The sequence below is a fragment of the Cupriavidus sp. IDO genome (genome assembly GCF_000812465.1).
GTDB lineage: Bacteria > Pseudomonadota > Gammaproteobacteria > Burkholderiales > Burkholderiaceae > Cupriavidus.
On the sequence record NZ_JWMA01000027.1, the window covers coordinates 20,404 to 32,999 of the forward strand.

A 12,596-nucleotide genomic window follows, 5' to 3' on the forward strand; every position below is an offset into this window, starting at 1 on the left:
GCCGCGCCTGACTAGGCCAGCAGCACCGCCCCCGCATGGAGAAGCACGCCGACAGCGCCACCGACGAAGGTGCCGTTGATGCGTATGTACTGGAGATCGGGCCCGATCTCGGCCTCGATCTTCCGGCTGACTTCATCGGCGTTCCAGCTCTGCACGACTTCGGTGATCAGCGCGGAAATCTGGCGCCCGTAGCGCAGCATCATGGTGCGCACGAGATCCAGCCACCATGCATTGAGCTTTTGCTGGATGCCCGGATCCTCCGAAACGGATTTGCCGATGGAAGCCAGCGCGGCGGCCATCGTGTCGCGGATCAGGGACCGTTCGCTGCCGATATCGGCGCTCAGGCGCGTTCGCGCGCGTTCCCAGAGGATCCGGTAGTAGTCCTCCCGCCTGAGATACCGGATGCAGTCCCGCATCCATGCCTTGCCGACACGCCGATAGTCGTCGGAGGCCTGCAGCTTGCCGATCAGTTCCTGCACGGCGGCGTCGAACTGCTGGCGCAGCTCGTGATCCGGATTCGCGACGACTTCATGCAGCAGGGCAATGATGCCTTCCACGAACTTGTTGACGATATAGGCATCGAGCAGGGCAGGCGTGTACCTCGATGCCTCGCCGAACTTTGCCTTGACCATATCCGAGTTGGCGACGAGCCAGCGCTCCAGCGCCCGCAGCCCGTGGTCCAGCAGCGGCTGATGGCGATCGCCTTCGGTCAGGATCGTCAGGACATTGCCGGCCAGGCGGGACACGTCGAGCGTGCGCAGTTGCGGCACCACCGTGCGTTCGAAGAAGCGCGCGGCTTCCTTGCCGTCGAAGCTGCGCAGCAGGGCGGGAACCGAGTCAGCGACGGAGTTGGCGATGATCCTGCTGTTTTCCGGCCGGGCCAGCCAGGCGGCCACGGCTCCGGCCGTGTTCTGGCCGCGGAGCCTGTCGACGACGATCTCGGGCGTCAGGAAGTTCTGTTCAACGAAGCTGCCCAGGCCACTGGCAATCCGCGCCTGGTTCCGCGGAATGACTGCCGTGTGCGGGACCGGAATGCCGAACGGATGCCGGAACAGCGCCACCACGGCGTACCAGTCGGCGATGGCGCCCACGGTGCCCGCCTCGGCGAAGGCGCGCAGCCATGCCAGCGCCGGATAGTCGCGCTGGAAGATGATGCTGACGACCAGCAGGCCGATCATGCAGGCGAGCAGGCCCGTTGCGGTGGCCCGCATGCGGGTCAGCCGCTGCTGCTTCAGCAGTTCAGGCGCACTGGCCGCAGCCATGCGCCTGCCGGCCCTGTTGCCGGTCAGATCGCTCAACACGATGCCTGTCGAAGGAATTTCCGGATCACGGGTGCAACATCTCCTGCGCGTGCAATCAGAAACAGGTGGCCGTCATCGATGACGTGAAGCTTCGCCTTGGGAATGCGCGCGGCCAGTATCCTGGCGTTGGTGAGCGGCACGATGGGGTCGTCATTGCCGTGCATGACCAGCGTGCACTGGCGTAGTGTACCGAGCCAGGGCAGGCTGCTCCACCCCCATGCGGCCAGCAGCTGGTAGACGTAGCCCCGCCCCCGCGGTGGCTGGATATGCCGGGCGTGCTCGGTCAACAGGTGAGCATTGGTGCGATAGGCGCCTCCGTAGATCTCCGCGCCGATCTTCGCCAGGTAGGCCGGGTCCGTATAGCGGCGCGGCATGACCAGTTTCGACAGGACCGAGAGCTTGCCCGGCACCATGATCACGCCGGGCGATGTCGCGGCCAGGATGAGCCGGCGGCATCGCGTCGGATACAGGTGCGCAAACTGCTGAGCGAGCGCACCGCCCCACGATACGCCCAGGACATCGACCGGTCCGTGATGGCCGAGCCGCGTGAGCAGCTTGTCAGCCATCACGGCGAGGTTCGAGAAGCGATAGGGCACCAGCGGCACCGGCGAGCCGCCGACGCCGGGCACATCGAAAATAATGACGCGGACGTCCCCGAGCGCCTCGGCGAAGGGCTCGACCAGCTCAAGATTGGCGCCGATGCCATTGAAAACCAGCAACGGCGGCGACGCGTCGCTGCCGGGGCGGATGCCCACACGCAGCGCCTGGCCATCCAGGTCGATGGTCTGGATCTGCAAGGCGCTGGCCGCCTCGGGGCTGATTTCTGGTTCACGCATTCGGGTGGCTTTCCGTGTGGGGTACCGCGTTCAGAAGGGCCGGCGTTCGGCGTGCCGGCCGCCGGGTCACTTGCCGGGCTGCAGGCGCGCCTTGAATTCCTCGACGTTCTCGGCCACGCGCTTGCTGATCACCGCGAAGCAGTCCGCCTGGGTCTTCCAGGCAGTATCGACCAGATCCTGCGTGTTCGTCACGGCCTTGCGCAAGCCCTGCTGAAGCAGTTCGCCGCTGCTCTCGGATGCCTTCGCACCCGGGGTCGTACGTTGTGCGATCAGCGTTTGCACGTCTGCCATGGCCGCGCGCAGGAAATCGGCCTGCTTCTGGCCGAGCGACTGGATGCCGGAAAGTGCTGTGCCGTTGGCAGCCAACAGCGCTTCGATATCCTTGCGGCGCGACTCCATGATCGCGCTGGCGTCGAGGCCCGGCAGCCTGAACTGCCTGATCATGCTGGTGTACTGGGTGAACAGGTTGTTCGGTGTGGTGGATTCCATGATGAAGATCTCCGGATAGAGCGGCTGTGAAAACTTGAGTCGTGCAGGCCAGCCCGGCCGCGTCACTCGGCGAAATAAGTTCCTGGCGCGGCGGCAAGCGGCGGATGGCGCTTGTTGCCGGCCTTTGCCGGCGCCGGGCGCAGCTCGCCGGAACGCTCGGCCAGCCACTGGCGCCAGTTGTCCCACCAGGAGTCCGCTTCGGGCCTGGCGCTCAGGAGCCAGTCGTCGGGGCTCTCCGGCAGTTCCGGGTTGAGGAAGTACTTCGCCTTCGGGTTGCCGGGCGGGTTGATCAGGCTCTGGATATGGCCGCTCGAGCTCAGCACGAAGCGGGTATTGCCGCCAAAGGTGCGGGCGGTGTTGTAGACACCCTTCCATGGCGTGATGTGATCCGTAATGCCGGCCACCACGTACTTGTCGCACGACACCTCGGACAGGTCGATCGGCGTGCCGAGCACGGTCAGCGCGCCAGGCTTGGCGAACAGGTTGCCGGCAAAGATGTCGAGCAACTGGCCATGGAACTTCGCCGGCAGGCGCGTGGTGTCGTTGTTCCAGTACAGGATGTCGAACACCGGCGGCGCGTTGCCCAGCAGGTAGTTGTTGACCCAGTAGTTCCACACCAGGTCATTGGGCCGCATCCAGGCGAATACGCGCCCCATGTCCTCGCCCTCCAGCACGCCCTTCAGGATGCTGGCCTGCTTGGCCGCCGAAATGCTTTCCGGCGTGGCAAACAGACCGATCTGCGAATCGGCGGTACTGTCGAGCACGGCCACCATCAGCGTGGACGCGTTCACGAGCTTCTCCTTGTGGGCCTCCAGGTGGCCGAGCAGCGCCGCCATCGTCATGGCACCGGAGCAGGCCCCATGCAGGTTCACATCATCGCTGCCCGTGATGTCGCGGATCGCGGCGATGGCTTCGATCAGCGCGCTGACATAAGTGTCGAGATCCCAGTCGCGATGCTCGATCGCCGGATTGCGCCAGCTCACGACAAACACCTGGAACTGGTTCCGGAGCATGTAGTCGACAATGCTCTTGCCTTCGGACAAGTCGAAGATATAGAACTTGTTGATCTGCGGCGGCACGATCAGCTGCGGGCGCGCATACACGTTGGGCGTGGACGGCGTGTACTGGATCAGTTCGAGCACCTCGTTGCGGAACACCACCGAACCCGGCGAGGTGCCGAGATTCCTGCCGACCTCGAACGCGCTCTTGTCCACCTGGGACGGCATGCCCTGGTTCGTCAGCGCATCGGTGACGATATTGCGCAGGCCGGAGATCAGGCTGGCGCCACCGGACTCGATGATCTTCCTCAGCGCGGCTGGGTTGCCGAGGAGCGTATTGGTCGGCGACAGCGCGTCGGTCATCAACGAGAGCACGAATTGGGCGCGCTCCTTGCTCTTGTCATCCAGGGCCGAGCGCTCGACGAAGCCAGACAGCGCATTGCACCACGCCAGGTAGCCTTGCATCGACATGCGGTACAGCGGATTGTCCTGCCAGGCCGGGTCCGAGAACCGCCGGTCACCCTTCTGCGGCGCAGTCGTCGATTTGCCGGCCAGCACCGACATCAGCTCGCGTGCCAGTGCGGCTTCCTGCTCCAGCCATTGCACCGGATGCCGCACGGCCTGCATGCCGATCTGTTGCGCGGTGGCCATGATGTCGCCCGGGCGCACGCCGATAAACGGGTTGGGCCCGCGCGAGCGTGGCTTGTCCTGGGTCGCGCTTGCGTCCGCTGTGCCGGTGCTGTCGCGCGTTTCGATTATTGCCGTCATTGTTGTCTCCTCATGCCTCGTGTCTTGCCCTGGTGCCAGCCGATGTGTCATGCCACCAGCAGCGCCAGTGTTTCCGCGAGCAGCGCCGGCTTGCTTTCGCCGTCGATCTGCAGTTCATTCGCCATCTTCACCATGTAGCGCCCGTTGCCCTTGTCCTCGACGGACAGCAGGGTCACGCGGCTGCGCACCCGGGAACCGGTTTTCACCGGCGCCATGAAGCGCACCTTGTCCAGTCCGTAGTTCAGCCCGGAGGACGCGTCCTTCGGAATCAGCCCGATCTCGATGGCCAGCGACGCCAGCAACGAGAGCGTCAGGTAGCCGTGCGCGATGGTTCCGCCGAACGGGCTTTCGCGTTTTGCGCGCCCCACGTCAACATGGATCCATTGCTTGTCGCCAGTGCATTGCGCGAAGGCGTCGATGCGTGCCTGGTCGACAAGTACCCAGTCCGAAACGCCCAGTTCCCGGCCGACAAATTTGCCGAGCGTGGCCATGCTGTATCCAGGAATGCTCATGATCGTGTTTCCTTGAAATCGTTGGAGAAAGCTCAGGCGAACTGCTCGCGCATCAGCTTTTTGTTCAGCTTGCCGATGCTGGTCTTCTCCAGCGCGGGGACGATCCTGACGATCTGCGGCAAGGCATACTTCGAGATATGGCCCGACTCGCTGTAGGTGAGCACGTGCCGCTTGATGTCATCCTCGCTGGCCAGGGCCGCGTCGGGCTTGAGCACGACCAGCGCTGCCGGCCGTTCGCCCCATTTCTCGTCCTTGATGCCGATGACCGCGACCTCGGCGACGGCGGGGTGCCTGGAGATCAGGCTTTCGATCTCGAGCGACGACACCCATTCGCCGCCGGACTTGATCACGTCCTTGATGCGGTCCGTGATCTGCACGTAGCCATCCGGGTCGATGCTGGCGATGTCCTGCGTATGCAGGTAGCCGCCTTCCCAGAGCTGTTCGGAAGCCTGCGGATTCTTCAGGTAGCCCTGGGTCAGCCACGGCGCCCGCACCACGATCTCGCCGCATGCCTTGCCGTCGTGCGGCAGGTCATCCATGTCCGCGTCGACGATGCGCAGGTCGACCAGCGGCACCGGCACGCCGGTCTTGCAGCGCAGGCGGACTTCCTCGTCGGTGTCGCGCGGGCTCGCATCGGGAGCGAGCTGCGCCAGGGTCAGCAGCGGGCCCGTCTCCGACATGCCGTAGCCGCTGAACACATCGATGCCGCGCTCGAGTGCGGCGCGTGCCAGGCCGTGGGGCAGGGCGCCGCCACCGATCACCATTTTCCAGCGGGTCAGGTCGACAGACTTTCCTTCGGCGCATCCCAGCAGCATGTGCAGGATGGTGCCGACGCAATGCGAGAACGTCACGCCTTCATCGCGCACCAGCCGCATGATCTGGTCCGGTGCGTAGCGGCCCGGGTAGACCTGCTTCACGCCGAGCACCGTGGCCACGTAGGGCATGCCCCACGCGTGGACGTGGAACATCGGCGTGAGCGGCATGTAGACGTCGCCGCGGTGGAAGCGCTGGCCGGCTTCCGGGCTGGCCAGCGCGGCCATCAGCGTGATGGTGTGCAACACCAGCTGCCGATGCGAGAAATAGACGCCCTTCGGCAACCCGGTGGTGCCGGTCGTATAGAACGTGGTGGCCCGGGTGTTTTCGTCGAAGTCGGGGAAGTCGTACTCGCTCGGGCTCGCGGTGAGCAGCGTCTCGTACTCGGCGGAAAAGGGGATCGAGTGCGCCGGGAGTTCGCCGCCCTCATCGTCGATGCTGACGAAGACCCGGACGGTTTCGAGCTTGTCCCGGATCGACTCGACCACGGGCAGAAAGTCCGAGTGCACGAGCAGCACTTCCGCGCCGGCATGGTTGATCGTGTAAAGGATCTCCTCCGGCGAAAGGCGCACGTTCACGGTCTGCAGCACGGCACCCATCATCGGCACCGCGAAATAGCATTCGAGGTAGCGGTGGCTGTCCCAGTCCATCACGGCCACGGTGGTGCCGTGTGTGGTGCCGAGCCGGCTCAGGCCGTTGGCCAGCCGCCCGATGCGCTCGCGCAGGGTGGCGTAGGTCTGGCGGTGCTTGCCGCGATAGACGATCTCCTGATCGGCTGCGTGGGAAAGCGGCGTATTCAGCAACTGCTTGATCAGCAGCGGATACGCATATGCCGAGGGTGTCATTCCCATCACCTGGTCCTGCATTCTGTTCTCCTGAGATACGGAATCTGTGGGGTTTTGTGCTTGGGTCTATCGTCGCTGCGGTGCAGCAACGCAACCATCCCCCGAAAAGGGGAGCGTCGATGGGGGTAGGGAAAACGCGCAGACGAGCGCCACGAAGCGGTGGAGCGGGGGCGGGTGCGGCGTCAGAGCCGCATCAATGTGGGCGAACGAGGCCGAGGGATTGCGCGCGTGCAACCGCGTGGGCGCGCTTGTCGACAGACAGCTTGATGAAGATGCTCTTGACGTGGGACTTCACCGTTTCCGGCCCGATGCCAAGCGTGCGGGCGATTTCCTTGTTCGATTGCCCTTCGGCGATCAGGCCGAGAATGTTGCGTTCGCGGCCGCTCAGCGATTCACGTGCCGCCTCGGCGCCGGCGCTGTCCTCGGGCTGATAGCGCGCACGCCAGCCTTCCAGCAGGCGCTCGATGTAAGCGAGCAGTGCCTTGCTCTGCGATGTGGAGGGCGTGTCCTCCCGAACCGCGCGCAGCAGCGCACCTGTCTCCGCGCCCTGGTCGAGAATGGTCCGGAACACGCCAGCGGCGGCAGCGGCTTCCAGAATTTCGCGGAACACGCACACGGCCTTCTCGCGTTCATTGGCACGCAGGTAAGCAATGGCGAGCGTGCAGCGCAGGCGCAGCGCCAGGTAGTCGCGATGCTTGCGCCCGGCGTTCTCCAGCAGTGTGTTCAGCAATGCCGCGGCATCCTCCATGCGGTCCTGCGCCATCGCCAGGTACGCGCCCCCCAGCGCGCGATAATTTTCGATCTGCCTCGCGTTGGACCACTGAAGGGCGGCCGAAGGCTGCGCAAGCTCGTCGAGCCGCGCGACGCACGCCGCGGCTTCGCCGACGCTGCCTTCCGCAAGCAGGAGCCGGATGCGTTCGATCAGGGCGGTCGCAATCAGCCGGTTCCACCGGCGCGAGTAGCCAAGGCTCTCTGCCTGGTCGAGCAAGGCGTAGGCCTTGTCGGTTTCGGAACGTGCGACGGCGATGCGCACAAGCACCAGGTAGGCGACCATCACGCTGTCGAGCAGCACCGCGGCATTGATGATCGGGAAACGGTCGGCAATCAGCGCTTCCGCCTCGTCGAGCCGGTCCTGTTCGTAGCGTATCTGCGCCATCAGGGGCGCGCACACTGCGGCGGAGGTGGACTGCGGTCCGACATGGTGCTCGGCCAGGCGCATGGATTTCATGAAATGCCGCTCGGCCTGCGCGAAATGCATCTGCTGCAGCTCGGCCAGTCCAAGCAGGCAGAAGTAATACACGGACGAGAACACATTGCGCTGGTCGTCCTCGTCCGAATAGGGAATCCAGGGTGTTGCGTAGAAGCTGTCGAGATCGCCAGCCTTCCAATGGGCAAAGCGGACGACGTTCGAAACTACGTTGGTGGTCCAGGCATGGCTGGCAGGCCGTTCGAGGCAGGCCTGCGCAATGGCCAGCGCACCCCGGGGATCGTCCTGCAGCGCGGCGGCGACAGCGCGTACCGCCTGGCATTCCCAGCGGATGTGTTCGCGCTCGGGCAGCGTTCCCGCCGTCATGTCGTCCTCGATGGAGGTCAGCATGGCCGAAGATTCATCGAACCGCATGGCCAGGGCCATGCCCCAGGCGATCGCCAGCCGGACCTCGTTCTGGCTTCGCATCAGGTCGGCGGGAAACTGGCGTTGCCAGCCCAGCAAGGTGAGCAGGTCGCCCTTCCTGACCAGTGCCATGGCGCAGTTGCCGATCAGCCTGATGGCCTCGTCGCTGTCGTTCGCGGCGATCGCATGGCGCACCGCGTCGGTCCAGAGCTGCCGCGCCGCATACCATTGGCAGGCGCGCAGGTGCAGTGCCGCAAGCTCTTCCTGCGCGCCGGATTCAAGCCGTTGGCGCAGATACTCCCGCAGCAGGTGGTGGTAGCGGAACCAGTGGCCGTGCGCGTCCATGGGTTCCAGCAACAACTGCCGCGTCGCAATGCGTTCGAGCATGGACTGGCTGGCGTCGAGTCCGGTTACCGCCTGGCACAGCGGTGCGGTCAGGGCATCGAGAATGGACGTACTCAGCATGAACCGCACCATCTCGTCGGGCAGCCGCCAGAGCATGTCCTCGATGTAGGCAGCAATCGGGCGCGCCGTGCCGGACGGCACGACGATTTCCCAGCCACTGCCACCGGGCTTTTCCCGCAGCAGCGTCGATGCGGAGATACGCAGCGCGGCGGCCCAGCCCTCTGTCGTTGCATGCAGTTTGCTGACGTCGGGCTCCGGGAGTTTGCCGGCGCATTCGTGCTCCAGGAAGCGCTGCGTCTCGTCGAGGCTGAAGCGCAGCATCGGCGCTTCGATCTCCAGCAGTTCGTTCTGTGCCCTGAGGCGCGCTAGCGGCAGGGGCGGGTCGGAGCGCGTGCCGATGATCAGATGAAGATTCGACGGTGCATGCGCGAGCATGAACGCCACGGCCTCATGGATCGCCGGGAGGTGGATCAGGTGATAGTCGTCCAGGAACAGGTAAATCTCGTCCTCGATCTCGGCGAGCTCATTGATCAGGGGCGCAATGACGGTTTGCGCCGGAACAAGGGAGGTTTCCGCCGTGAGACCGATGGCCGATGCGCCCACGCTGCTGCACGCCTGGCGCAGCGCCTTCGCCAGATGATGGAGGAAGCGGGCCGGCTCATCGTCGCCGCCATCCAGCGACAGCCAGGCCGTGCGGGCGCCACCCGAACGCAATCGCGTGAGCCACGCGGTTGCCAGCGAGGTCTTGCCGAACCCGGCGGGCGCCTTGATCACGGTGAGGCGCCGGGCTGTGGCCGCGTCCATCAGATCGAGCAGGCGCGGCCGATCGATCAGTCCGGCCGGCATGCGCGGCGGAATCAGCTTCGTGGCAAGCAGGAGGGGTAGCTTCTCAATGGCCATCCGTTCCCCGGTCAGGCATTGGAACTGCTCACGACAGCGGGCGGGGGCAAGCGCGGTGGCAATGAGTAGGGCTGCCGGCGTAGGGCCCCGCCGGCAAATGATACGCCCAACAAACTCGGAAATGGGGCCTCGGTCCCGGTACGTTGTGCTGCGGTGCAATAGGCAGGAACGACGCCGGGCCGCGGCGGTGGCGGCCGGCCGTTCCTGCCCTACAGGAGTCCGAGCACCCTGGCCTGCGCCACGGCCTGCATGCGGTTGCCAGTGCCCAGCTTGCCGTTGATCCGCCGCAGGTGGGTCTCGATGGTGTTCTCGGAGACGAACAGCAGGCGGGCCAGCTCCTTGTTTGAATGCCCGTCGGCCAGCCGCCGGATGATCTGCAGTTCACGTGGACTGAGCAGTCCGTCCTGTTCGTTGCGTGCCGGGCTGACCGCCTGGGACGGGGGGCTCGCAGCGTGCAGGAGCCGTTCCAGATACGCGGGGTCCAGACCGCTCTGCTCCGAATTCACGAGGGCCAGCAACGGCTGGAGCTGCCATGGCTCGTCGGCGAAGAGCCGGATCGCCTGCCAGGCCTGTCCTGCCCGCAGGGCCTGCGCCGACCACGTCGATGCTTCCTGCCGCCTTCCGGCGGCGAGCTCGGCCTGCGCCAGCAGCCAGGACAAGCGTGCCGCGCGCCGCGCGCGCCCGGTGCGCTCCGCATGGCGCACGGCAGCTTCCATGCGGGCCGTGGCATCGCGACTGTCGCCGGCTGCCAGCGCGAGGCGGAATCCGGCGATCTCAATGTCGTCGATATCCTCCGCATATGGTGAGACATGGAATGGCTTTGACCGGGACGTGGCGACCGCTAGCGCATGCCGGGCATTGGCCACGTCGCCGGCGAGCAGGGCCAGCCGGCTCCTGTCGATCGCGGCCGCCACACCCAGCCGTGCGATGCCGCGTGCATCGCCAAGCTCCTGCAGCCCGTTGAGGTAGCCAAGCGCCTTGTGGGAGTCGCCGGCCAGCGCTGCAATACGCGATGCAATCCGGCAGGCGACGATCAGGTGGTCCGGCAGGCAGGTGTCGCCGATCAGCCCGAAGTACTCGCCCAGCAATGCCTCCGCCGCGGCAATCTCGCCGGTTTCATAGAGGGCTTCGGCCAGGAGCGCGCCCGCAACCGGTCCGGAACTCGTATAGCGCTGGCCTGCCGCAATCGTACGGTTGAGGATCGCGCTGAAGCGCGCCACGCCATCGCGCACGTTTCCCTGCAGCATATCGATCATGCCTTCGATGCAGGCGCTGTATGTCAGCCCGTAGAGCGCGCCCACCGATTCCAGCTCGCGCCGCGCCAGCAGCAGGGTGTGCCGCGCCGCCACGTACTCGCCCAGCAGCATGTCGCCATAGGCAACTGCGTTGTGCAGCAGCCCTGTGATGAACGGAGACGATTGTTCGGGGCCGGCAAGCGCCTCGCGTGCGGCCTGGACGGCATCGTCGAGCGAGTCGGACCAGGCCGAGAGCATGACGCGCAGCACGGCGACATCCTCGCGGTGGGGCGCCGAACCGTGGGATTCCAGCTCGCCGAGCCATTGTTCGGCCCGTGCATACCGGTGCAGGAAGACCGCGGCATATGCGCCCGCGGTCAGCAGCACGGGACGGCGCGCGAGCTCGTCACCCGGCAGCGCTTCCATCCACTGCACGACCTGGCTCATCTGGCCGCCGCGCACGTAGTCCATGCTGCATTGCTCGAGGATGTCGGCGGCCAGCACGGTGTCGCCCGCCTCGGTGGCATGCGCGACGGCCTGGCCATATCGCGCAGTGGCTGCCAGCCAGCTTGCCGCCCTGGCATGCAGGCCGGAAATCCCGGGGCCGCACGTGCGCGCCAGTTGCGCGCGCAGGAACTGGCGGAACAGCGGGTGGTAGCGATACCAGTCGCCGTCCGCCTCCATCGGCAGCAGGAAGAGGTTGTCCCGGATGCTCAGGGCAATCCATTCGGCGCTGTCCGCTTCGCCGAACACGGCATCGCACAGCTGGGGGCAGAAGGCGTCGAAGATCGACGAGCGCAGCACGAAGCGGCGATGTTCCGCCGACAGCCGCGAGAGCACATCCTCGGCCAGGTATTCGGCAAGGTTGCCGGAGGCGCCGGAGAGCTGACGCAACCAGGCCCGGGAGTCGGCGCGGCCGCTCAAGGCCGTGGCGGCAAGTTGCAGCGCGGCGGGCCATCCCTCAGTGCTGGCCCGCAAGGCATCGAGGTCGGGCATCGGCCATCGCGATGCCCCGGCATCCGACCATGTAGTCCCGGATCTCGGCAGCGTTGAAGCGCAGCATCGATGCATCGACCTCCAGCAGCCGCCCCTGCACGCGCAGGCGCCCGAGGGGGAGGGCGGGCTTGTGGCGCGCCCCGAACACAAGGCGTTGCCCGGGGGCGAGGCTGAAGGCCAGTTCGCTGAAGACCGAGAGCACGGCCGGGTCGGCGATCTGTTCGAACTCATCGACAAACAGCGCGAGCGGCGCATCCACCCGGGACAGTGCGTCGAGCAGTTGGCGGGCGGATCCGCCCGCCATGCCACGTGAGGCATCGATCCCCGGATCGGTCGCAGGCATGTCGAGCGGCATCGGCAGCGCCGCGCCCAGGGCGGCCCGCAGGTATGGCACCAGCCGCCCGAGGTCGTTGTCCGCGGCATCGACAGTCAGCCACGCGACCGGCAATCCCCGCTGCCGCGCTGCGCCGAGCAGCTGGCGCATTGCCGTGGTCTTGCCAAAGCCAGCGGGTGCGCAGACCAGCGTGACTGTGGCCGGGGCATGCTCCCAGGTGTCGGCGATGGCACTCCGTTCCACGCCACGCGAGGCGTCGGCCGGAGGGGCGAGCTTGAGCACGTTGAGCGCCGGGGCGGGTGGCAGGTCGCCAGGAATCATAGGGTTGCGAAGCTCCGTGTGGGCCTGATCCGTTGCACGCGTCACATCGCCACCAGCGTAGCGCGTCCGGGCGGCAGATGCCAGCGCGCCAAGCGGCTCTACACCCGCGATTCACGGATTTCCGTGACACCAGCGGGGAAGCAAATTCACGGATCGGCGTGATGGTCGCCCCGGGGGCGCCGCCCTAATCTTCAGCCACAGAGATCGAGCGCCCACGCAGGCGCCACGGGA

At 66.0% G+C, this 12,596-nt stretch carries 9 protein-coding genes; all 9 read right to left on the minus strand.

All coding sequences use genetic code 11. The features are described 5' to 3' along the window. Nucleotides 1-11 precede the first annotated feature (11 nt). Complete coding sequence (locus RM96_RS08505; RefSeq protein ID WP_238587163.1) at nucleotides 12-1,298, minus strand: DUF445 domain-containing protein; 1,287 nt, start codon at nucleotides 1,296-1,298, stop codon at nucleotides 12-14. Continuing rightward, nucleotides 1,295-2,137, minus strand: a complete 843-nt coding sequence (phaZ, locus tag RM96_RS08510) for a poly(3-hydroxyalkanoate) depolymerase (RefSeq protein ID WP_039009705.1) — start codon at nucleotides 2,135-2,137, stop codon at nucleotides 1,295-1,297. The genes RM96_RS08505 and phaZ overlap by 4 nt, the downstream gene beginning before the upstream one ends. Before the next feature lie 66 nt (nucleotides 2,138-2,203). Further along, complete coding sequence (locus RM96_RS08515) at nucleotides 2,204-2,626, minus strand: phasin family protein (protein WP_039009905.1); 423 nt, start codon at nucleotides 2,624-2,626, stop codon at nucleotides 2,204-2,206. A 62-nt stretch (nucleotides 2,627-2,688) separates the two neighbouring features. Then, nucleotides 2,689-4,392 (minus strand): alpha/beta fold hydrolase, encoded by a 1,704-nt coding sequence (locus RM96_RS08520; protein WP_039009707.1) that lies wholly within the window; start codon nucleotides 4,390-4,392, stop codon nucleotides 2,689-2,691. A gap of 47 nt (nucleotides 4,393-4,439) precedes the next feature. Next, complete coding sequence (locus RM96_RS08525) at nucleotides 4,440-4,904, minus strand: MaoC family dehydratase (protein WP_039009709.1); 465 nt, start codon at nucleotides 4,902-4,904, stop codon at nucleotides 4,440-4,442. A gap of 32 nt (nucleotides 4,905-4,936) precedes the next feature. Next, nucleotides 4,937-6,562, minus strand: coding sequence for a fatty acid--CoA ligase (locus tag RM96_RS08530; protein ID WP_238587165.1), 1,626 nt, complete (start codon nucleotides 6,560-6,562; stop codon nucleotides 4,937-4,939). 193 nt (nucleotides 6,563-6,755) lie between these two features. Beyond that, nucleotides 6,756-9,479: a LuxR C-terminal-related transcriptional regulator gene (locus RM96_RS08535; RefSeq protein ID WP_039009714.1), complete on the minus strand. Its 2,724-nt coding sequence runs from the start codon at nucleotides 9,477-9,479 to the stop codon at nucleotides 6,756-6,758. A gap of 209 nt (nucleotides 9,480-9,688) precedes the next feature. Next, the gene (locus RM96_RS08540) at nucleotides 9,689-11,710 is read right to left on the minus strand and encodes a LuxR C-terminal-related transcriptional regulator (protein ID WP_039009716.1); all 2,022 of its coding nucleotides are present in this window, start codon (nucleotides 11,708-11,710) and stop codon (nucleotides 9,689-9,691) included. After that, entirely contained in the window at nucleotides 11,676-12,365 is a 690-nt protein-coding gene (locus RM96_RS38525) for an ATP-binding protein (RefSeq protein ID WP_039009718.1), read from the minus strand. Before RM96_RS38525 ends, RM96_RS08540 begins: the two co-directional genes overlap by 35 nt. Nucleotides 12,366-12,596 lie beyond the last annotated feature (231 nt).

What these genes read in the sequence shown, in the direction of transcription:
- phaZ (WP_039009705.1), bottom strand. Translation starts at nt 2,137, where the DNA reads ATGCGTGAACCAGAAATCAGCCCCGAGGCGGCCAGCGCCTTGCAGATC.
- RM96_RS08515 (WP_039009905.1), bottom strand. Translation starts at nt 2,626, where the DNA reads ATGGAATCCACCACACCGAACAACCTGTTCACCCAGTACACCAGCATG.
- RM96_RS08520 (WP_039009707.1), bottom strand. Translation starts at nt 4,392, where the DNA reads ATGACGGCAATAATCGAAACGCGCGACAGCACCGGCACAGCGGACGCA.
- RM96_RS08525 (WP_039009709.1), bottom strand. Translation starts at nt 4,904, where the DNA reads ATGAGCATTCCTGGATACAGCATGGCCACGCTCGGCAAATTTGTCGGC.
- RM96_RS08530 (WP_238587165.1), bottom strand. Translation starts at nt 6,562, where the DNA reads ATGACACCCTCGGCATATGCGTATCCGCTGCTGATCAAGCAGTTGCTG.
- RM96_RS08535 (WP_039009714.1), bottom strand. Translation starts at nt 9,479, where the DNA reads ATGGCCATTGAGAAGCTACCCCTCCTGCTTGCCACGAAGCTGATTCCG.
- RM96_RS08540 (WP_039009716.1), bottom strand. Translation starts at nt 11,710, where the DNA reads ATGCCCGACCTCGATGCCTTGCGGGCCAGCACTGAGGGATGGCCCGCC.
- RM96_RS38525 (WP_039009718.1), bottom strand. Translation starts at nt 12,365, where the DNA reads ATGATTCCTGGCGACCTGCCACCCGCCCCGGCGCTCAACGTGCTCAAG.